The organism is Vibrio qingdaonensis (assembly GCF_026191675.1).
Taxonomy (GTDB): Bacteria; Pseudomonadota; Gammaproteobacteria; order Enterobacterales; family Vibrionaceae; genus Vibrio; species Vibrio qingdaonensis.
Window position 1 is genome coordinate 60,590 of sequence record NZ_JAKRRY010000015.1, and the last position, 21,677, is coordinate 82,266.

The following is a 21,677-nucleotide window of genomic DNA, read 5'->3' on the forward strand; positions in this document are numbered from 1 at the left end:
TAGTATGACTGTTCACGCGCCCTAGCCCTACTTGCGATAAAACGACATGATTTATCGCCTAGTAAGAGAACGACTCAATATAAAAGCGCCAAAGGAAGCCTCACAACTTAGAGCAACATAGATAGACGACCGCCGTGCAAGAAATACGTCACTTACCGTCTGGTGTGAAGTAGCCCAACGGCATTAAGAATGGCGTCTTTCGTGCACACATCCACAACCTTGATGTTCTTAAATCGCTCAGGCTCTTGAATGGCGACATCATGCGCCAATATCACCATTCTTGCGTGCTCTACATCTTTCGCTGTTAGCCAATTATTCACCCCATCCGCGCCTTGCGTCTCGACTTTAATTTTGACGCCCATTGAGTAAGCCGCTTTTTCTAATGACTTAGCGGCCAAAAAGGTATGAGCGACACCCGACGGACACGCCGTCACAGCCAACACTTCCGCCTCTCCTTCCCCTTTCACAGAGCGATAAGAACGAACCAATTCACTTTCATTATCATCTTGTTCAGAGATGGTTTTCTTTAATGCAATAACGATACAGGCGGTAGTGAGCGCGCCTAACAATGTTCCTATGATGTAGCCAAGCTTTCCATCCACAACAGGTAAAACAATCCACCCTCCCCAAGGAGCATGGTTAACAACGTGAAACATAAAGCCCGTCACGTTGCCCACAATGCCACCAGCAACAATGGCTGGTAACACGCGAGCGGGATCAGACGCAGCAAAAGGTATCGCGCCTTCACTAATCCCTATCATTCCCATAATACCTGCTGCTTTTCCCGCTTCACGCTCATCTCGCTTAAATTTATTGGGCGATAAAAACGTTGCGAGAGCTAAGCCAAGTGGGGGTGTACAAATGGCGATGCCTACCCCACCCATCAACCAAGGCTGGGTGTTGACTTGGGTTTGAGCAAACAAGGTTGCCACTTTATTTATCGGGCCTCCCATATCAAACGACGTCATGGCGCCTAAGATGGCGCCTAGCGCAATCTTCCCCGATCCTGCCATGCTGGTTAGCCAATCATTCATCACGAACATGGCAGTGGCGATAGGGTCACCAATCACCCACATAACCATCCCACAAGTGGCAAAGGTGCCAACGAGTGGATAAATAAAGATTGAATTGAGTGAACTCATGCTATCCGGTAGCTTTATTTTTTTGAGTAATTGCACGACAAAGCCAGCAAAGAACCCCACCACAATCGCGCCGAGAAAACCCGTACTGTATTGGTTAACCGCCACCCATGAGCCAATCATGCCGGGGGCAAGGCCCGGTTTATCGGCAATGGAGTAAGCAATGTAACCGCCCAATATCGCGGTAAATAAGGTCAGCCCTGCAATCCCCATCTGTGCGATGTCTGCCAATACCCCACTTTCAGGTACACCGCCATGACCGGACATCATCACAGACAACGACAACAATACCCCTCCCGCAACAATAAAAGGGATCATATGGGACGTACCAAACAACAAGTGTTCTTTAATGTGGGCAACGCGAAGTTTCCACGGACTTAACGGGGTATGATTGGATTCAGATAAATCATTTTGATAGGCGTATACAGGCGGTTGTTGGATGTCGGTCAGTAACTTTCTGGCTTGCTCGGTATTTTCTGCGGCTTTAAGCTTATCAACAAACCCCTCTTCGATGAGTTTACTAGAAAGCTGCGCTAAAACTTCAATATGATGGTGATCACCGCCATCAGGCGAGGCCAGCATAAAGAAAACATCGGAAAGTTCACCATCTTCAGCGCCATAGTCAATCCCGGTACGGCTAATACCCACCGCAACCGCAGGCTGAGCAACCGCATCACTTTTTGCATGAGGGATGGCGACACCATCTTCAAAGCCAGTATTGCCTATCGCTTCACGCTTCCACAAATCCGTAAGAAACTGATCTTTGTCTGCCAATTTTCCCGCAGCGGAAAGTAACTCCACTAGTTCTTTAAGCGCGTCTTCTTTGGTTTTTGCCTTAAGATCTAAGCAGATCGTGTCTAGCCCAATAAGATGAGTAATATCCATTGTTTCTTCCTTGCCTATTCCTACCCTGAAATGATCACGCTTGAACATAGATTAATCAGCCTCCATACCCTTAGATATAGGACGGAAAAGTCATTAACTGGATTATTGTAACAGTCCAACCAAACTGTGACGCTTGTCTTTCAATTGTGGCTGCTAAATTAATTAATCCCCGTCACACTGTGCTAATATCCGCAAAAATCACCCGCGGAGATAAACCGTGAAAATTGTCGCTGTCACCGCCTGCCCGACAGGCATTGCACACACTTATATGGCCGCTGATGCATTGGTCAAAGCGGCGCCTAAGCATAATGTGCAGATCAAAGTCGAAACGCAAGGCGCAATGGGGATCGAAAACTTGCTCTCCGCTCACGATATCGCACAAGCCGATAAAGTCCTCATCGTCTCTGATATTGATGTCGACCAACAGTCTCGTTTTGAAGCGGCAAACACGGTTCGAATTTCCATTGAAGACGTGTTACTTAATGTCGACAAGGTCTTTCTTGTTCACTGCCGCCGGTAAACCATTAAGATGAACGAATATCAGATCACTTTTCTTGTCGACAGTACAGAAGCCAATGTGCTCGCAGCCCAGCCTTTACGTACTCTGGCCAGAAAATTCAAATCGACTATTCACATCATTAATATTACTCAAAACCGCTCAGCGGATCTGACTCGCTCTCTCGCCATGCTTCAAGCTGGCTTAAATCAAGGCGACTTATGTCAGATTACCGCGATTGGTATTGATGCTGAACTCACCTGTTTTGTGCTCAAAGACATCATCGCCGAACATTACACTCTCATTGGCTCTTACATCAATTATGAGTTCTCTAGCCAACTCGCAGAACGCCTGCCACAACTTTGTCCACCGAGCGAAACTCAATGGCATTATGCCAAAGCACATACGGTGCTCACTAAGTTCGAATGCCTAAAAGGGCTGGCACACCTGATCTACCCAGATGATCCCGATGAGCTCATTCTTGCCTTTATCAAACGTGAAGAGCGTTCATCCACCTGTGTCACACCAGGTATCGCCCTGCCCCATGTGATGTTTGAGGATATTGATCACATCGCCATCGCTGTCATTGCCAGTGATACTCCTATTGATTGGGCATCAAAGATGGGACATGTCAACCTAGCAATAGCACTGGTGATGCCAAAAACGCCTAACCGAGAACAGATCATCGCCGCCACAAACCTGACACGAAACTTATTGTGCGATCAAATTTCAGAGCGCCTTTTAACAACTCGAAGTCGTGTCGATTTACAGGCGCTATTAATGTACTTCATGTCTCGGCTACTACCTTAAGATCCTAAATTAAACCTCGATATTCCGTTGGCGTTTTGCCTGTTCTGTTTTTAAAAACACGGCAAAAGTAATTCACATCTTTAAAGCCACAACGTACCGACACTTCATTGAGCTTGAAATTGTACTTCTTGAGCATGAACTTGGCTCGGTCAATACGGACCCAAGTGATGTAGTCTGCCAACGTCATATGCCCTTGCTGACGAAACATACGCGATAAATGATTAGCAGAGAGACTAAAACGGGCGGCGATGCTATCACGGGTGATTTGTCTGTGGAAATTCTCTTGAATATAGATACAAATGCCCTGATACAAATCTTGAACACGGCTATGTGATTTTTCCTCTGGCGCATCCAACATGCTCTTACTGTACTGAAGTAACGCTTGCAGCAATAACTCATCCATTGGCTGTTTGTGGCTTTCACGCGCTAAAGAACTCAGCGCCTCTAATATGTTATCGATCGCGAATCCAGAGCGGGTTTGCAGGCTGTGTTTTTGAATATCATAAAAATTTGCCTCACCTTTACGCTTACTGACCAAACTGAGTCCCAGCTGTCTGCGGCCAAATAGCATACTCAGTACCGAGCAATTCGTATCCCAATCCGGCTTATTCCAGCAGTTTGGCGGAATAAAAATCGCATCCCCCGCTTTCGCAACGATATTCGTCACCTTGCGTTCGTGGCTTTCCATTTCGTTGATATATTCACCGTCTAACACCAACTCTAAACGAGGGAAGTTCACCTGATAGCTAAACGCTGGTGGCGTATGAAAGTCGCCTGCAAACCAGATGTGATGAAACGGTTCTCGCTCACTTAATACCGATGAGATTAAATCATGAAATATCATTGTTCGAACTCTTTGCACGTAGCATTAGTGCTATAAGCATAGGTATACCCTTAAGTGAAATATTGTGCTATTGAGCAAAATCACAATTATCAAACTAGGTTACAATAATCCAGTTAAAGCGATAAATTTACAGTCACTTCTCAGTATATACCGAACCAAAAAATATTCTCATAGCTAATATAAACACTTAATAATTCTATTTATTTTTCCACATCCATTTGTCAAAACAGTGGTTTTACAAATACCATGGCTGATCAAAATCACACTCCAACCACAACGCAACAATCTTCCAGTGAATGCATTTTTTCTTCACTACAGAAAACAACTTACACGTTTCAAAATACCCCTAACAAAACAATAAATAGATTAGGGGTTCATTATGATCACGAAACTGATCAATCAAGATTTGATTAAGCTGTCGCTTGAAGCTGATTCAAAAGAAGCCGTGTTTAAAGAGTTGATAGAGGTACTTCATGCACAAGGACGTATCTCAGACAAAGCACAATTTCTTGCCGACATTAAAGCGCGAGAAGCACTAGGTAACACCGGCTTTGAAGACGGGATCGCGCTGCCACACGCAAAAAGCGCCGCAGTTATCGAGCCTGCGGTTGTCATTGGCGTTCATAAGACGGGAATTGAATACGGTGCCGACGACGGTCAACCATCAAAGCTATTCTTCATGATCGCCTCCCCTGATGGTGGTGATAACCACCATATTGAAGTGCTCGCCGAGCTCTCTTCCAAATTGATTGAAGAGGGGTTTATTGAAAACTTCCTCAATGCCGATTCACCACAATCTGCACTGAATTTATTACTAGAAAAACCTCAGTCGTCCATCCCAGAAACCAACACCGAGAAGCAAGGCTTCATCATTGGCGTGACTGGTTGCCCTGCAGGCGTGGCCCATACCTATCTCGCAGCAGAAGCACTTGAAAAAGGCGCACTAGCTTTGGGTTACGACATTAAAGTTGAGACCAACGGCTCCATTGGCGTGAAGAACAGCCCAAGCCAAGCTGAGATTGAACGCGCAGATGCAATTGTTGTCGCGTGTGATAAGCAAGTGGACATGGCACGATTTGCCGGTAAACGCGTCATCGAAACTAACGTAAAAGCCCCGATTCGCGACGCACAAGGTTTGATAGAGAAAGCCTTGAACGCCCCTATTTATCAAACACAGCAGTCCACATCCCATCAATCTGTTGCCGGCAAAGCTTCTCAGGCGCGGTCGGATCTTTACCGATACTTGATGAATGGCGTCTCTCATATGATCCCATTTGTGGTCACGGGTGGGTTGTTAATTGCGCTTGCACTTGCTATTGGCGGAGAGCCAACGGAAGCGGGCATGGCTATCCCTGCTGGCAGCATGTGGAACCAAATTCTTGAAGTCGGCGTGGTTGCCTTCACCTTAATGATCCCAATTCTTGCCGGCTACATCGCTTATGCCATTGCTGACCGCCCTGCGCTCACCCCTGGCTTAATTGGCGGTTGGATTGCTAACAATGGTTCTTTCTACGGTGCTGACGCCGGCACAGGATTCATCGGTGCCATCATTGCAGGCCTATTAGTGGGCTACTTCGTCAAGTGGATCGTTTCGTTTAACTACCACAAATTTGTTCAACCACTTGTCCCTATCATGATTGCTCCTATCACGGGTTCGCTTTTCATCGCAGGTCTTTTTATCTTCGTGATCGGCGCGCCTATTGCAGGGTTAATGGATGGATTGACTGCGCTATTAACCAGCATGAGCACAGGTAACGTGGTTCTGCTCGGTATCGTTCTTGGTGGAATGGCGGGCTTTGATATGGGTGGCCCATTCAACAAAGTGGCGTTCCTATTCTCTGTTGGCATGATTGCAAGCGGTCAAACCCAGTTCATGGGTGCAATGGCGTGTGCCATTCCTGTCGCCCCGCTCGGTATGGCCATTGCCACCACGCTTGGACGTAAATTTGACCTGTTTGAATCCTCTGAAATTGAAGCAGGTAAAGCGGCAGGTGCAATGGGACTGGTTGGTATCTCTGAAGGCGCAATTCCGTTTGCCGCTCAAGATCCAATGTCCGTGATTCCAGCCAATGTGCTTGGTTCCATGGTTGCGGCTGTCATGGCCTTCTCTTTTGGCATCACCAACAGCGTGGCGCATGGCGGCCCAGTTGTGGCTTTACTCGGGGCAATGAACTTCCCATTGCTTGCGTTGCTATGCATGGCAACAGGTGCAGGTGTGACAGCAGTAACGTGTATCGCACTTAAAAACCTACGCAAAGCAAAACTAACGGCAGCGACCGCGTAAGCCTCCCCTTCCTACCAATACCATGGCATGAGCGGATTATTCGTTCATGCCATGTTTCAATTCATGGTGATTTTGATGTCTGATTTTTCTATCGCTGATCATGTCGTAATACAACGTATTTTCTACCCAATGACCAACGTCATTCAAAACTATGCGTGGGGTAGCCCATCGTCATTTGGACTCCTATTTGGCACGCCGAATCCATCCGGTGAACCACAAGCCGAAATATGGATGGGTGCACACCCAAATGGCTGCTCGACGGTTATGTCTAACAATCAAGAGACGAAACTATCGAGTCTAATTTCTCAGGATTCAAGCCTATTTTTGAGCGAAAGCATTGCTAACCGTTTCGGTGAGCTGCCTTATCTATTCAAAGTACTCGCCGCAGAAAAAGCACTATCCGTTCAGGTTCACCCTAATAAGCAGCAGGCTGAGCAAGGTTACGCACTTGAAGAGCAACGAGGGGTGCCGCAAACCGCGGCGAACAGAAACTACAAAGACGCCAACCACAAACCAGAACTGGTTTATGCGCTTACTGACTACACCGCAATGAATGGATTTAGACCAATCTCCGACATTCTTGAACATTTCATGTTCCTCGACATTGCTGAGCTCAATTCATTGGTTAACGATTTATCAGGTGATCCAACACCAAACGGACTGTCTGTCTTTTTCTCTGGCCTTCTTTCGCTGCAAGGCGAACAGAAAGAAGCTGCGCTGATGAAGCTGTTAATGAAAACTCAACGGGCAGATGGTCCCGTTTGCGCTTTGATCGCCGAACTAGAACAGCAATACCCCGGTGATGTTGGGCTATTCACACCATTATTACTCAATGTCGTTACCTTACAGCCAGGGCAAGCGATGTATCTAGATGCCGAAACCCCACACGCATACATTAAGGGGACGGGGCTAGAAATTATGGCAAATTCCGATAATGTACTGCGCGCTGGCTTAACGCCCAAGTTCATGGATGTGAATGAACTCGTCTCCTGCACCCATTTTGATGAAAAGCCCGCTGACCACTTATTACTGGCTCCAACAGCGATAAACGGCGTACTGGAGTACCCTATTCCCGTGGATGATTTCAATTTCGCCATTGTGCAACACTCTCAGCAACGTCAAATCAAAACGAAAGGGGCCGAAATTCTTCTGCCACTCGATGAAGCTATGACATTAAGCCACCAAAGCGGTGAAACCTGTGTAATAAACAAAGGGCATTCGGTATTTGTCCCCGCCTATGCCGATAACTACACCATTCATTGTTCCGGCCGGGTTGCCCGCGCTTACAGTTAACTAAAAACTATTTCACATAATTTTCAAATCAACTAAGACCCTGCTTTTGCAGGGTCTTTTACTTTTTGTAACTTTCACCCAACACCATGAATCTATTGATAATCATGACCACTATCACATACCAGAACGGATACATATCACACTTAGTTTTGCTGGGTACAAATGTATAGTGAAAGGCTTTTTTTTACTATTTCGAGTATTCAAACAATCCACTAATTTAACTGTATGACCTCAAAGGTTATTGAATTATTCGCTACCACATTTGCTACCACTAATAACCATTGCGGTTTGAGTAATTCATAGCAATAACGATCAAAAGAGAACCATAAAAAAGACCACACCCGATTATTAATATTTTATTAAATTCATAAGGCGTATAAACATGAGTACCCTAACCGCTCAAACTAACAATAATAGTGATATTAAAAAACTCCTCAGCACCATGAAAGGACACCTTTTATTTGGCACTTCCCACATGCTCCCATTCATCGTTGCAGGTGGTGTATTACTTGCTTTGGCCGTCATGGCTTCTGGTAAAGGTGCGGTTCCGGCAACCGGGATTCTTGCTGATATTTCCAATATTGGTATTAAAGGTTTGGTTCTCTTCCCAATCATCCTTGGCGGGTTTATCGGCTACTCTATCGCCGATAAACCCGCTCTTGCTCCTGCTATGATCGCATCTGGCATCATGGCCGATATGGGTGGCGGTTTCCTTGGTTGTATTGTGGCTGGCTTTATTGCCGGGGGCGTCGTATTCCAGCTTAAGAAAATCCCGCTTTCAGCCAACATGACCGCTTTAGGTGCTTACTTCATCTACCCTCTGATCGGCACGCTCATTTCAGCAGGCATCGTTCTTTGGGGGATTGGCGAACCTATTAAGTTCTTCATGGCGTCTATGAATGAATTCCTCGCTTCAATGGCTGGCGCGTCTAAAGTCGTGCTCGGTACCATCCTTGGTGGTATGACGGCGTTTGATATGGGCGGTCCAATCAACAAAGTGGCGACTTTGTTTGCACAAACACAAGTGGATACGCAACCGTGGCTAATGGGCGGTGTTGGTATCGCAATTTGTACGCCTCCTCTTGGCATGGCACTGGCAACGTTCCTATTTAAGAAGAAATTTTCAAAACAAGAACAAGAAGCAGGTAAAGCAGCGGCGATTATGGGCTCAATTGGTATCTCTGAAGGTGCAATCCCATTTGCGGCAAACGACCCTATGCGTGTGCTTCCTTCCATTGTTGCAGGTGGTATCGTTGGTTGTGTATTTGGTTTCTTGACTGACGTACTGCTTCACGCCCCTTGGGGTGGCCTTATCACCGCTCCCGTTTCTAGCAACATCCCGATGTATGTGGTGGGTATCGCTCTTGGTTCTTTAACCACGGCTCTTATCGTTGGATTCTGGAAGCCTGTAGCGGAAGGGTCTGAAGAAGAACAACCAGCCCCGGTTCAAGTCACCGCTCCAGAGGCAGGGGAAGGCGAGTACGATGTTGTTGCCGTGACCTGTTGTCCATCAGGGGTTGCACATACATTCATGGCAGCAAAAGCGCTAGAAAAGGCAGGGGCAATGGCTGGCATAAAAATCAAAGTGGAAACTCAAGGCCAAAACGGAGTGAACAACCGAATTACGGACTTAGACGTACGCAATGCGAAATTGGTTATCTTAGCCCATGATATTCAAGTAAAAGACGCTCACCGCTTTGCCAATGCAAACGTGATTGAATGCTCGACTAAAGAGGCGATGAAAAAAGCGACTGAGCTCATACAAGGGTAGTGGCATTTACAATTAGCAATTAGCAATTAGCGATTTAACTACTCGCCACTCAACAAAGCCCTAATGAAACGTTAGGGCTTTGAGTCGTCACACGAATAGAGAAATACCTATCACCTTCGCAATATGGATCCTAATTTTCCACAAGTGATTATTGGCATATGCCAATAATCAGCTCTATAGTATCCCCGCTAGCTAGATAAAGGAGTTCACTATGTTGCTTGCTATTCCCTGTCGAAAATCGTCCCTTTCTAATCATTTTTCCAAAGCACCTGAGATCATGCTTTGGGACAGCCAAACCAATACCAAACGAATCCTCGCCCTACCTGAGGCTTCGACGGATTGCGGTCAAAAAAAGTATTGTGGTCATAAGAAGTATTGGAGCAAAGTTCTGCAGGAGCATAAGGTGGATGCTGTCGTCGTTCGTTTAATTGGCACAAATATGCTTAGTGCACTGTTTAAGCTCAATATGCGAGTATTGAGTGCACCACGAGGATTCGATACGGACAAATTCGATATAGATAGGTTTGACGTAAACCAATTAACGCCAGTTACTCAAATTGAGTTTGCTCGTCCTTCGGCTAAGAAAAATAAAGCGCATTGTTCAGGACAAAGTACCACGTGTTCGTCCACTAACGGTTCATCGACTAACAGTATAACGTCAGGCAAGCGAGCATCCGTTAACAGGCTTTCATCAAGGACAATGAGTCACCTGACTAAGGTTTTTAAAATAACCGCAAAAACAGAACAATAGCGATGACGTATTTGATCAGTTATGTGGTGTTTTTGATCATCACAGCTTTAATGGCGGTAGGCGTCATGTTGAAACGACAAACAATACAAGGAAGTTGCGGCGGGCTCGCTAACCTTGAAATAGAAAGAGCATGCCACTGCGTTGAAACCTGCGACGAGCACCGACGCGTGCTCTATCACATTCAGGAACCGCACGCATCAAGCTCCGCGACCAGTATTATTGATCGCGATTGAACATCAACGCATGACCATGAACCAAACTTTGCGCAACTTTCGCTCGTGCACGTTTAACAATATTGCCAAATGTTTGCCTAGATACTCCCATACGAGTCGCCGCTTCTAATTGACTTAGCGACTCTAAGTCAGCCAAGCGTAGCGCTTCGAGCTCTTCCGCTAGTAGCTCAATTTTATTGAGCTTGGAAAGTGGCACTCCATTGGGTTTAAAACAATCGTATGGCGCATTACCGCAGATATTTCGCTCTATTTTTGGTCTCGCCACTTGGTTTCTACCTTGTCTATTATTTTGTCTAGGCTCAGTGTAGGTATCTCACCCAACGGTATTTTATGTCTATCCACACTCCCAAAAATCATCAACATTGTGCGGTTTGTTGTCTGCCTTTTTTCAACCACAACACGGTCATTCACTTTACCTTAATGCCCGATGGCGGAGTGCAGAGCGAAATTGTACCAACAGAAAAAGTACAAGGCTACCAAGGTGTCATGCAAGGCGGTGTCATTACCACCTTGCATGATACAGCGATGACCCACTGCCTGTTTTCTCGCCATGTTTACGCAATGACAGCGCAATTGGATGTCCGCTTTATCAAACCTATCCCGCTCAATACAGCCATTCAGGTTCAGGCTCATTGCCTAAAAAGCAAGCGAGGGGTGCATTTTCTACAAAGCAACATTTATGTAAATGGTCAGTGCTATTCAAAGGCTGAGGCGAAATTTATGTCACGTCATGGGATGCTTGGTGGTAACGATACGACAGAATAGCTTGGTGATCACATATCAGCCGTACCGTTTATATGAAGCTTTTAGACAAAAATCTCTTAGAGGGGTTACTCGAAATGACTTCTACACGATTAGAAAAAGTATCTTGAAACCTTAAATGATCGTTATGCAAATTATCTCAGTGCAATGTAGACGCTAACTTTACTAGCGCTTTCGAAGTGCTCAAAATCTGTGGTATATGCCCTTTCGTGCTCGCAATTCGAAGAAGCAAAGTACGACCAAATGGACTGCCATGCAGCAATAACGGCGGCAGGAAACTCACCTTCGGATTCAAACTTAAGGTAAGAGCCTGAAAGTACAGATACTGATGACAACTCAACATTTGAAGAGGATATTTCGTTCGAACCCATTAAAACGTCAAAGTCACCATTAACATCTGACTCATAATTGCAGTAGACACTATATGCCCTCGCTCCGATTGATAATCGATAACTAAATTCGAGTCAACGTATTCAACGTGTCTGGGGATATTCGCCGTTTCGGGGTTCATTTCAATTTTATTGCGGGTTATTAGGGTTAAGCCTCTTATTTCAAAATATTTTACGTCAACGACTGCCATGTTTTGGTCCATTTACATAACGCCAAGCGTTGCGAATCACTGTTAAATGCTATGTTAGCAGATAACCTACAACGCGAGTTTAAACCCTTCATGTGTCGCTTTGAATCCAAGTTTCTCATAGAACCTAATTGCATCAGGACGCTGCTTGTCACTTGTTAACTGAACGATTGTACAGCCTTTGTTTTTTGCCAGTTCAATAGCATATTCGAACATTTGCTCACCAAAACCTTGTCCACGATAGTCACTATGGATTCGAACACCTTCGATAAGACAACGCCAACTACCAATATGCGTCAGGTAAGGAATAAATGTAATTTGAAGCATCCCAACTAGAGAGTTTTCCAGTTCAACAACCAGTAATTCGTTGTTTGGGTCTCGCGCAATTGCTTCGAACGCTTCAAGATACGCACTATTCAACGGAACAGATGCATCTTCTCTTTTACTACCAAGCGGGTCATTTGAAAGCAAAGCAACAAGACTTTCCAAATCTTCAAAATCAACTGAACGATACTTTAATTCCATTTATAGATCCTTATTACTTCTGACTGCTAACGCTAATTAGACGGCTAACACCCGCCTTTAACTCTCACATAATGCCGTCTTTCACTTACTGACTCAATTACACATCGATACCTTATCAACAATGCAAGGAAGTTAGGTGCTAAGAGGTCCATAATTCCCAGATTAGCGGTGTTCGCATAACTTGCTGTAGTACAAATTTACACTAACAAGATATGAATGAGTATTTACTCTGAATGATTTTGGGGGCAAAAGTGAGTTAAACCGTAACCTTATGCTCTGTGACCTTATGCTCACACAGTATTCTGTAAATGCTGTAGAGTAGAATCCTGCCGTGTAGGCACACGGCTAGTAGAATGACTATATTTGGTCTTGGGTTCTTTCTGTCAGTAGCTCCGAAACGGGCGGCTCGGTGTCAGAGCAAGCTTGCTCTGACATTACGGGGGTATTCTTAAAGTGTGTGTTCCTTTAAGTACTTAATTATAACTCACGCACCTATTCTTAAGGTGGGCATATACACCTAAAAGTGTTCATCTATTTATGATTTCATCACTATTTAAAAGGTTCACGATATTGGACACCTCAGCGAGTGCTGTTAGATGTACCTGTTGAGCAGGAATCATCTGTTCAAAAATAGATAATGAGCATGTCGTACATGCATCATGAGCGATTGTGGCATTCAGGCCGTACTCTACTGTTGCGCGAGCGGTGCTACTGATACACATGTGCGTCATCATCCCTGCTAGAACTACATCTGTAACTCCTAGTTCGCTTAAAACATTGTTTAGGTTAGTGCCCGCAAATGAATTGGGGTAACGCTTGATAATCAAGATCTCGCCTTCCAGTGGTTTTACACTCGAATGAATTTGCTGTCCTTTTGTTCCCTCTAACATAAACCCAAGTTCTGGTTTAGCGGCTAAATGTTGAATATGAATTATATTTTTTTTGGATTTGCGAAAGTGATTCAATAATTTTGCGGCATTTTCTGCCGCCTTTTCTGGATAACTCAAAGGCATAGCGCCGCCTTCGAAGTAATCATTTTGGATATCGATAATAATCAGTGCTTGGCTCATGGTCGTTCTCCTTGATTTGACACTGACTACTTTACACTCAACCTACTGGTTGTATAATGTCCAAAACAGACTAAACCAAGTCATATATGGACAATCACACAATCAAGGTAACCGTCCTCGCTACCGAGCATGCGATGGCTTCCGCTGTCACTGGTATTGGTGACATTTTATCCATTGCAAATCATGTAACAGACACCCTCCTTTTTGACGTACAAACCGTATCGCCGTCCCAAGTGGATGCTAGCCATATCCCAGATTTAGTTTTTATTCCCCCAGGAAAGCTCGGTTCGTTCAATCAGTATGATGACGAGATACTAGAGATGCTCAAGCGTTGGCACATGCAGGGCTGCACTTTAGCCGCCAATTGCGCCAGCGTATTCTGGTTAGGTCATGCAGGGTTACTTAATCAGCGCGCCGCAACGACACATTGGAAGCTATGCGAGCAGCTCTCCGATGAGTGTCCTTTAATAGTAGAGGTAAAACACCATGAAATGATCGTTGATGAAGGCAGTATTATTACCGGTTCTGGACTATTCGCTTTTCAAGATTTAACACTACATATAATTGCACGCTATGCTGGATTTGAATTAGCCAAAGAAGTCGCTGATATTTGCCTGTTAGATTTCTCTGGGCGACTACAGGCCCATTACGAACGATTTATACCTGACTACAGTCATGGTAATTCAATAGTTTTGAAAGCACAAAAGTACTGTGAGCAAACTCCATGGAATGAGCAAAATAACCAAGTTATGGCCAACCTTTGTTGCGTAAGTGAACGGACATTAACTCGTGCATTTAAGAAGGTGTTGCGCTTAACCCCACAGCAATATCGATTGCGTTACAAAATGGATGTCGCTAAACGGGAGATTAATGTCAATAAACGTACAATTGAACAAGTCGCTTTTATGCTTGGATATAATGATGTAAGTAACTTTACACGCGTTTTCAAAAAAGTTGTTGGAATAACCCCTACTCATTACCGTTCACGTTTTTCAGCTGAGTGAACAGTTTAGGTAAAAAAGTTCTACGGAATATTGGGGCTATTGGTTGAACAGGGATAGTTCATATTGAGAGCATGAGGCCAACTTCCCCCGATATTCTACTTCTGATGCATAGATGATACCGCCAGTGATACAATGTTTCGGTTAGAAACCTACACATAATGAGTTGAGAAACAATATGACCGAATTCGAAAAAATGCTTTCAGGTGAGGAGTTTGACGGGGGCGCAGAGAGTGTTATCAATATTCGGCAAAATGCTTCGAATTTGTTGCATGCTATTAACCAGAATACAGATGACGACCAACGTAGTGAACTGTTTCAACAGTTAATGAGCAATATTTCCGCTTCTAGCATCGTCCGCTCTCCATTTTACTGTGAATTCGGCAAGACGATCTCTATTGGAGAAAAGACCTTCATCAATATGAACGTGACCATGCTAGATGGCGCTAAAATCACTATTGGCAATAATGTGTTGATTGGTCCAAATACGCAACTTTACTGTGCTAGCCACGAACTGAACTATCTCAAACGTCGTAACTGGAAAACAATCTGTGCTCCAATTACCATTGAGGATGATGTGTGGATAGGTGGCAATGTTGTGATCAACCAAGGTGTGACTATTGGCGCTAGATCTGTGATTGCCGCTAACTCGGTCGTCAATTCTGATGTACCACCTGATTCTCTGTATGGTGGGACACCTGCCAAGTTAATTCGGGTGATTCATGAAAATGATCAGGGACATGAAAAACGATTTGCGGAGCAAATAACGAGGTAACCCATGTCATATTCAAAACTAAAACAAGGCGAGTCAGTACCGTTTAGCGAAACGCTGTCTATTCAGTTAATTCAACAGAAAGATCTCGTTGATATCTTCAAGATGCTCGCAGACGAAAACGTTAACCAGTACCTGTTCTTTGCACCGGCAGACGAAAGCGTATACCAAGGCTTTTTTGGTCCTATCGTTGAGAACACTGAAGCAGCACTTAAAGAACAACAGTGGCCAGACAATCCAACATTTGTCATTAGAAATCATCAGGGCCAGTACATGGGAATGACCGCGATTACTCAAGTGATGTTCTTAGACGGCAATCGTGAAGTAGGCTATCAACTTCCAGTACATGCGTGGGGTCAAGGCATCGCTACCCGCGCGTGCCAGCTCATGACTGAATTAGCATTTAAAGCGCTAGGCTGTCATAAGGTGTGTGCGGACTGCTATGGCTCAAACATTGGCTCGTACACAACACTTGAAAAGTGTGGCTTTGTTCAAGAAGGTGAACATACTGAATATTACCAAACTGCACAAGGGTTTGACTCTAAGCGGTTCTATGGCCTCACTAAGCAGCAGTACTTAAACAACGGTTGATAGCCTTGCCTACCCACTTAGTGAACGTGAAGTGGTTAACATAGTCAAACAAGCTTTTTGCTCTTTAACCACTTCAACCCTTCTCTTTTGGCAAGCCCTTCGATTTTCTCTGTTTCTATAAACCGAACGACAGATTCTGCATCGGTTTTTGAGTACTCTCTTAACACCCATCCAATGGCTTTTTGAATGAAAAACTCTTTGTCTGAGCGATTCTCTCGAATAAGTTCAAATAGTAGATCTTTGTCGGTATCTTGTTTGAATTTAAGCTGATAAAGCAATGTAGCGCGGCGTAACCAAATATTATCCGAAAGGCGCCAGCGCTCAATTACCTCAGCCGTTTTTTCAGGAAAGCGAACAAAGAAGCTCGCAACGATGTGAGTCGCTAACATGTCCACCGTATCCCACCAGGACTTCGTCGTGATCCAACGCTCTAAGCCCTCTAACATAGCTAACGGCAATTGGTTCTTTAGTTTGATAAGCAGGTCTACCGCGACCATTTGAAACTCTCGTTCGGGCTGTGCCCATAACTCATCAATCACGTCAGGAAGCTCATCGAAAGAAGGGCGTTGGCTTTTAGCAAATAACGGCTTCAATGCCGTTCTTCGTGGCATCGACTGAATACCAAAGAACTGATATTGGTCGCGCATGTATGCTTTCATAAAACAGGCATTTTCAACGTTCGCCAGAGGTACTAGCGCCAGTTTTACAGATTGGTTCCATGAATGCATCGCTTAACTCGACCCTTCGATAATACTCTTTAGGTTAGCATGTTAGTCTCGCCATTCTAGGATTTCAAACCCAAGCGTTGATTTAGGTGCGCACCTAGCGCATTAAGAAACTCGGCCGTAGCAACGACTGAGCCCGAGTAATTGACTTACACGATGCAAGAAAACCCTCTTTGTTGCCGTGTCGTAAAATGGCAATTATCCCCCATTGGACAAGGTTATGATCTCTTCATCAGCTAATCGCAGTCCACTGGGGAATCTAATATGAACAAGCTAATTACCAACGCTAATGTCTTTAACGGTACAGATAACAAACTGATTGAAAACGTCTCTATTTTAATTGAAGACAACCTGATTACTAAAATTGGTCACATTGACCCAACGCTCGCAGATGAAATCATTGATGCTCAAGGTGGCACTGTGATGCCGGGTCTTATTGATGCGCATGTACACATTACACTATCGGGTGGCTTCACCATGATGGATTCGATGACTCACGATGAAATAGCGATTCGATCTGCAAAAATTTCACAAGAAATGCTCATGCGTGGTTTCACCACTTGTCGCGATGTCGGTGGTAATACGCTGGGTCTTAAAAATGCGATTGATAGTGGCTACGCTACTGGCCCACGCATTCTTCCTTCACAAGCGGCCATTTCTCAAACCTGTGGGCATTCGGACTATCGCCAGAATCAAGCTCAAGAGCGTTTAACCAATGGGCATGAAGATTCACCACTCATGAAAACAGGCACCTTTAAAGTGGCAGACGGTCGCTCTGAAGTGCTTAAAGCGGTGCGTGAACAGCTCTTCATGGGCGCGTCTCAAATCAAGATCATGGCAGGTGGAGGGGCATCATCCACATTCGATCCATTAGATACGCTGCAATACACGCTTGATGAAATGAAAGCAGCAGTAGAAGCCGCCTCAGACTACGGCACGTATGTCGCGGCGCATATCCATACGACGCCCGCGATGCACCGCGCAGCAGAAGCTGGCGTGATGTGTTTTGAGCACGCGACCATCATGGATGACGACATTGCCAAGGTCATTAAAGATAAAGGTATTTGGGTTGTCCCGTCTTACTTTACCTCTTCATTGATTGCTGAGCGTAAGATTCCCCTACCCAATGAGGAGACTTACAAAAAAACCGAACGCGTTGGTAAAGCGATGTTCAAATCAGCGGACTTGATTAAGAAATATGGTATTGAAAATCTGGCTTACGGCACAGACTGTGTGGGTACCGCGAATGTTCATGAAACCCAAATGCAAGAGCTCGGTGCGATTGAAAAAACATTCGATACGATTACCGCGCTTCGTATGGCGACGTCGAACTGTGGTCGCTTATTTGAAATGTCGACATACCAACACCCCTACCAAGAAGGCAAGTTAGGTCAAATTGTTGAAGGCGCTTACGCAGACCTTTTAATCATTGATGGTAACCCGTTAGAAGGCGTTGACTGTGTGATGAGTGACGATGCGAAGAAAGTGATCATGAAAGACGGCGAAATCTACAAAAATACTCTATAACCCTAAATACAAAAAAAGTGAATAATCTGAAAGCAAAAAGAGCCTAGTGATAGGCTCTTTTTGTACGCGATAACAATAGACTATTCATGGTAGTTAACGACCGATGAAGCACTGAGTTGATAGCCCATCGTCACATCGGTATCCCCATCAACAAGATAGACATTATCTGTCTTTAAGTGAGAGGAAATCACCCCTTCAACCCAAACAGGATACTGCACAGTTTCTACTTCATACCCTTGCGGGTAAGAGACCCTAACAATTTGATTCGCTGGAGGGGGTGGCATATGAATGCACGCCCCAGCGGTAGGAACCAGCAAAAACTCCGTTGCAACTAAAGGCGCGCTAAATTCTATTGGAACGAGAAATCCCGGAATTCTAACATTTTTCCCATCAAAATCAGACGTTACCGCTTCTGCGGCGCGTTGTTGCTTTTCGATATACTCAGCGCGAAGTGTTAATAATCCATCGGCATCTAGCCCGTCAGCTCTTAAGGTTGCTTTTAGTTCAACTAAATCTTTATTGGTCTTAGGATCATCATACTGGCTAAGCGTGAATATTTGCTGAAGAATCATTTTTTGCTGATAGCTTAACTCTGGCAACACCATTTGATTTTGCGCTTGGGCTGGTTTTAGATCCTGCCAATCTAATTGGGTTGGTTCACCAGAAAAACTACAAAATGAAACTGTCGATAATGAAACAATCGATGCAAAGAGGACAAATAATCTATTCAATGCTTGGGTTCACTTATTGGTTGGTGGGAGGTCATTTCGAGGACTTCATCGGCTTAATAACAAGCCGATGAAGCATACCATGCGACTTAAAGAGCATTTTTATATATAACGCCATCTTTCATAATCAATGCGATTGATTCTGGAGACTCCGGTCGTTTGTCTGCGCCAAACCATTGATCACCCGTTCCCACAACAGAGAAATCTTCAAACGGGTTACCATCAAGAAGCAAAATATCGGCGTACGCCCCTTTTTCAATCACACCTAACTTAGCGTCTGGGTACGGGTTCATGAAATCACCCGATAGCGTGGCAATTTCACCCCCTACGGAAGTGAGTGTTTTCAAAGACTCATAGGCACCAAAAAAATCATTATTTAGCTTTTTCTCATAAGCAATTTGAATATTACAGGCATCAACTGAGCCTACACAGTCCGTTTGGAAGCCACGAGGCGCTGGACATTTTTTCATGTTTGGAATGTAGTCTTTAAACGCGGCAGAGGCCGATTTTGCTTTAGCCAAACTAGACGGAACGCTTTTCACCGCTGGAATTTCTAAAAGATTAGGGTCAAACGCCGTTAGGTTAGTCGTGATATACGCGCCTTTTTCCTTCATTAAATCTGAAATCTCACAGTCAAACATAAAGCCATGTTCGATTGATTTCACCCCGGCTTCTAGCGCCGCTAAGATGGCTTCTCTTCTGTAAGAGTGAGCCATAACATAGCTTCCATAAGTATTCGCCACCTCTACAGCCGCGCCTACTTCTTCCGGCGAACCCGCTAACAACTGCCAAGGGTCAAAGGCAGAAACGACCCCACCCGACTGCATGTACTTCAGCTGGGTTGCTCCCATGCGAAAGTTATTACGAGCATACTTCTTCACGTCGGCAACACTGTCAACTTCTTGAGCCATGTTTAAACGACTGAAGTTCGTTTCTTGCCCCACAGGCGCTGTGTAGTTTGCAAAATCTGCATGGCCACCACGAGTACCTAAAAATGCACCCGATGGGTAATAACGAGGACCGACAATTTCCCCCGCATCAATCGCTCTTCTTAAACCACCATTAGCACCACCAGCGTCACGAACAGTGGTGAAACCTTGCATCAAGTACATTTCAGCCATGCGTGTGCCATGTATTGCAAAGTCTTCCCACGTCGTATTCGACTCCATGGCGGGTAGCGTCGGCCCCATCAACATTAAATGGGCATGATTTTCTATAAAGCCAGGCGTCAATGTTTTACCGGATCCATCTATGATAACGGCATCATCACGCACTTCGATCGTTTTGGCTGAGATCGATGCGATCTTATTGCCTTCAACTAACACAAAATGATCTTCGTATAACTTGTCTTCAGTACCGTTAAATATGTCCACATTTTGGAATAATGTTTGTGGAAGTTGCGTCTCTTGCGCAGCGCTGCCTTCTTCCGTAGCAAAGCTAAATGACGTCATCAACGCTAAAGATGAGGCGAGTAAAGTCTTCTTCATGATATATCCTTATAGTGAAGTCCTTCGTTATGTTCAGATGATTCCTAACCGCTTCAGGGAATGACTTAAGCTAAAATGACTTAGCTAAATAAACACCCTTGCCCTTATACCCATTACCCACGCCGAACTCTCGCTGGAGAAAGAAGGGTCTTTGATGTATTGAATATCAGGCGTAACTTGCAAGTAATCTCCAAACTGCATGTTGTAGTACAGTTCAGCGGTCCACTGTTGTTCTGAGTTGGCGATTGGTTGCAATATTTCTTCATTTATCTGCGACCAATTCACGGCAAAGCCTAGATTATTGGTTGGCGCACCCAGACCAAAATAGCCAAGCCCCGCGCTCAAAGATTTGTCGTAAAGGGCTACTTGTCCATCAGAGATACCGCCACGAACGAACGGCATTATTTGCGGTGTTATAAACTGACTCCAAGAAACATTGACGCCCTTACCTCCATCGGTAAAACCAGGTGTTGGATAATTCAAATTGTGTCTTGTACCCTCACCAAAATTCCATAACGTCACATGAAAGTTGTCGGTATAGATCTGCTCTTGTGAAGCCGTCCACCCCAACTCCAGTGTAGAGAAGTAAGCCGCGTCATTACCAAAAGCGCTATTAAAGCCGTCAAAAATATCCTCGGACTTACCATTAGCATCGGCGATACCACCGACGACATAAAAGTTCTCTCCTAGCATATGACCCACCGATAGTGCCAATATGCCGTCATCAGGCAATCCCATGACACCCGAACCCGTGGAAAATGCGAGGTTAGTAAAGCCAGACCATGGACTCGCTAAGGCATACACGTCGACATAATTGGTGACATCTTGCCAACCCACTATGATGGTGCCTTTACCATCGTTGACTTTTTGCTTCCAATTTAAATCTGTGACTCGAAAGCCTTGGTCGCTATACGCAGGCGCGATCAAGCCTGCATATCCAAGGCCATCTTGTCCTGAGAAATTGTCGATAAACGCAAAGTTCTTGGGCGAACTGTCGCCATAGGCATGACGATGCTCGACCTTCCAAACCAAACTACCACTTTCATTACTGCCTTTATTCAATAAATGCCAAGAACCATAAACCCGCGCGACGCCAGAAGACGCACTTACCGAGTTACCCTCGGAGCCGTTAGGTGAGGTTAACCCTAATGCAAAATAATCAGCACCAAAGGTAAAACCATTCTCCGTGAGGTGTTCACGCCAATTGAGCTGCTGTGTTTTTTGTTGTGCGATGGTATTTTCTACCGAATTTGGACCTTCAAAATTGGCACTATTCGCAGAGGTGAGCATAAAAGAGGTAGAAGCCGCTATGCATAGACACGCTATTCTTGTGTGATTAAAGATCGTTGCCATTCAGCCGAGTTCCTTTCGATGAAATAAACGTAACTCTATAAAACTAGCACATT

General features: G+C 44.8%; 22 protein-coding genes. 12 read left to right on the forward strand and 10 right to left on the reverse strand.

From position 1 onward, the window contains the following. Positions 1–152 precede the first annotated feature (152 nt). Positions 153–2,024 (reverse strand): fructose-specific PTS transporter subunit EIIC, encoded by a 1,872-nt coding sequence (locus MD535_RS12555; protein ID WP_265675363.1) that lies wholly within the window; start codon positions 2,022–2,024, stop codon positions 153–155. Positions 2,025–2,241: 217 nt separating this feature from the next. Here MD535_RS12555 and MD535_RS12560 point away from each other — a divergent pair, with 217 nt between their 5' ends. Both MD535_RS12560 and MD535_RS12565 read left to right on the forward strand, forming a co-directional pair. Further along, on the forward strand, positions 2,242–2,544 hold the full coding sequence (locus tag MD535_RS12560; protein WP_265675364.1) for a PTS fructose transporter subunit IIB: 303 nt from the start codon (positions 2,242–2,244) through the stop codon (positions 2,542–2,544). Positions 2,545–2,553: 9 nt separating this feature from the next. Next, complete coding sequence (locus MD535_RS12565) at positions 2,554–3,330, forward strand: PTS sugar transporter subunit IIA (protein ID WP_265675365.1); 777 nt, start codon at positions 2,554–2,556, stop codon at positions 3,328–3,330. A gap of 4 nt (positions 3,331–3,334) precedes the next feature. On the opposite strand, the gene MD535_RS12570 is transcribed toward MD535_RS12565, so the two are convergent. After that, positions 3,335–4,174 carry a helix-turn-helix transcriptional regulator gene (locus MD535_RS12570; RefSeq protein ID WP_265675366.1) on the reverse strand — a complete coding sequence of 280 codons (840 nt, stop codon included), beginning with the start codon at positions 4,172–4,174 and terminating at the stop codon, positions 3,335–3,337. Between the two features lie 379 nt (positions 4,175–4,553). Here MD535_RS12570 and MD535_RS12575 point away from each other — a divergent pair, with 379 nt between their 5' ends. The 5 genes from MD535_RS12575 to nqrM all read left to right on the forward strand — a co-directional run bounded on the left by MD535_RS12575 (position 4,554) and on the right by nqrM (position 10,506). Then, positions 4,554–6,458 (forward strand): PTS fructose transporter subunit IIABC, encoded by a 1,905-nt coding sequence (locus MD535_RS12575; protein WP_265675367.1) that lies wholly within the window; start codon positions 4,554–4,556, stop codon positions 6,456–6,458. A gap of 75 nt (positions 6,459–6,533) precedes the next feature. After that, on the forward strand, positions 6,534–7,751 hold the full coding sequence (manA, locus tag MD535_RS12580; protein ID WP_265675368.1) for a mannose-6-phosphate isomerase, class I: 1,218 nt from the start codon (positions 6,534–6,536) through the stop codon (positions 7,749–7,751). A gap of 382 nt (positions 7,752–8,133) precedes the next feature. Beyond that, positions 8,134–9,522, forward strand: coding sequence for a fructose-specific PTS transporter subunit EIIC (locus MD535_RS12585; protein WP_265675369.1), 1,389 nt, complete (start codon positions 8,134–8,136; stop codon positions 9,520–9,522). Between the two features lie 211 nt (positions 9,523–9,733). Next, positions 9,734–10,273, forward strand: coding sequence for a NifB/NifX family molybdenum-iron cluster-binding protein (locus tag MD535_RS12590; RefSeq protein ID WP_265675370.1), 540 nt, complete (start codon positions 9,734–9,736; stop codon positions 10,271–10,273). 2 nt (positions 10,274–10,275) lie between these two features. After that, the gene (gene nqrM / locus MD535_RS12595) at positions 10,276–10,506 is read left to right on the forward strand and encodes a (Na+)-NQR maturation NqrM (protein ID WP_265675371.1); all 231 of its coding nucleotides are present in this window, start codon (positions 10,276–10,278) and stop codon (positions 10,504–10,506) included. On the opposite strand, the gene MD535_RS12600 is transcribed toward nqrM, so the two are convergent. Next, positions 10,490–10,771: a DUF134 domain-containing protein gene (locus MD535_RS12600; RefSeq protein ID WP_265675372.1), complete on the reverse strand. Its 282-nt coding sequence runs from the start codon at positions 10,769–10,771 to the stop codon at positions 10,490–10,492. The genes nqrM and MD535_RS12600 overlap by 17 nt on opposite strands. A 65-nt stretch (positions 10,772–10,836) precedes the next feature. On the opposite strand from MD535_RS12600, the gene MD535_RS12605 reads away from it, so the two are divergent. Continuing rightward, the gene (locus MD535_RS12605; RefSeq protein WP_265675373.1) at positions 10,837–11,271 is read left to right on the forward strand and encodes a PaaI family thioesterase; all 435 of its coding nucleotides are present in this window, start codon (positions 10,837–10,839) and stop codon (positions 11,269–11,271) included. 131 nt (positions 11,272–11,402) lie between these two features. Here the strand turns inward: MD535_RS12605 and MD535_RS12610 are convergent, their stop codons facing one another. From MD535_RS12610 to MD535_RS12620, 3 genes are all read right to left on the reverse strand, one after another. Continuing rightward, entirely contained in the window at positions 11,403–11,708 is a 306-nt protein-coding gene (locus MD535_RS12610) for a GyrI-like domain-containing protein (protein ID WP_265675412.1), read from the reverse strand. A gap of 206 nt (positions 11,709–11,914) precedes the next feature. After that, positions 11,915–12,370: a GNAT family N-acetyltransferase gene (locus MD535_RS12615; RefSeq protein ID WP_265675374.1), complete on the reverse strand. Its 456-nt coding sequence runs from the start codon at positions 12,368–12,370 to the stop codon at positions 11,915–11,917. A 527-nt stretch (positions 12,371–12,897) separates the two neighbouring features. Next, positions 12,898–13,440 carry a cysteine hydrolase family protein gene (locus tag MD535_RS12620; protein ID WP_265675375.1) on the reverse strand — a complete coding sequence of 181 codons (543 nt, stop codon included), beginning with the start codon at positions 13,438–13,440 and terminating at the stop codon, positions 12,898–12,900. Positions 13,441–13,526: 86 nt separating this feature from the next. Between MD535_RS12620 and MD535_RS12625 the strand changes: the two genes are divergently transcribed. The 3 genes from MD535_RS12625 (at position 13,527) to MD535_RS12635 (ending at position 15,804) form a co-directional block, all read left to right on the forward strand. Next, positions 13,527–14,444, forward strand: a complete 918-nt coding sequence (locus MD535_RS12625; RefSeq protein WP_265675376.1) for a GlxA family transcriptional regulator — start codon at positions 13,527–13,529, stop codon at positions 14,442–14,444. 175 nt (positions 14,445–14,619) lie between these two features. Next, the gene (locus MD535_RS12630; RefSeq protein ID WP_265675377.1) at positions 14,620–15,216 is read left to right on the forward strand and encodes a sugar O-acetyltransferase; all 597 of its coding nucleotides are present in this window, start codon (positions 14,620–14,622) and stop codon (positions 15,214–15,216) included. Between the two features lie 3 nt (positions 15,217–15,219). Next, the gene (locus tag MD535_RS12635) at positions 15,220–15,804 is read left to right on the forward strand and encodes a GNAT family N-acetyltransferase (protein ID WP_265675378.1); all 585 of its coding nucleotides are present in this window, start codon (positions 15,220–15,222) and stop codon (positions 15,802–15,804) included. Positions 15,805–15,848: 44 nt separating this feature from the next. On the opposite strand, the gene MD535_RS12640 is transcribed toward MD535_RS12635, so the two are convergent. Continuing rightward, on the reverse strand, positions 15,849–16,532 hold the full coding sequence (locus MD535_RS12640; protein WP_265675379.1) for a DNA alkylation repair protein: 684 nt from the start codon (positions 16,530–16,532) through the stop codon (positions 15,849–15,851). A gap of 261 nt (positions 16,533–16,793) precedes the next feature. Here MD535_RS12640 and MD535_RS12645 point away from each other — a divergent pair, with 261 nt between their 5' ends. After that, a complete protein-coding gene (locus tag MD535_RS12645) occupies positions 16,794–18,056 on the forward strand; it encodes a metal-dependent hydrolase family protein (RefSeq protein ID WP_265675380.1) in 1,263 nt (420 codons plus the stop codon). A gap of 80 nt (positions 18,057–18,136) precedes the next feature. Here the strand turns inward: MD535_RS12645 and MD535_RS12650 are convergent, their stop codons facing one another. The 3 genes from MD535_RS12650 to MD535_RS12660 all read right to left on the reverse strand — a co-directional run bounded on the left by MD535_RS12650 (position 18,137) and on the right by MD535_RS12660 (position 21,561). Beyond that, positions 18,137–18,787 carry a DUF3299 domain-containing protein gene (locus MD535_RS12650; protein WP_265675381.1) on the reverse strand — a complete coding sequence of 217 codons (651 nt, stop codon included), beginning with the start codon at positions 18,785–18,787 and terminating at the stop codon, positions 18,137–18,139. 86 nt (positions 18,788–18,873) lie between these two features. Beyond that, the gene (locus MD535_RS12655; RefSeq protein ID WP_265675382.1) at positions 18,874–20,271 is read right to left on the reverse strand and encodes a metal-dependent hydrolase family protein; all 1,398 of its coding nucleotides are present in this window, start codon (positions 20,269–20,271) and stop codon (positions 18,874–18,876) included. Between the two features lie 84 nt (positions 20,272–20,355). Then, positions 20,356–21,561, reverse strand: coding sequence for a carbohydrate porin (locus tag MD535_RS12660; RefSeq protein WP_265675413.1), 1,206 nt, complete (start codon positions 21,559–21,561; stop codon positions 20,356–20,358). Positions 21,562–21,677: the final 116 nt, after the last annotated feature.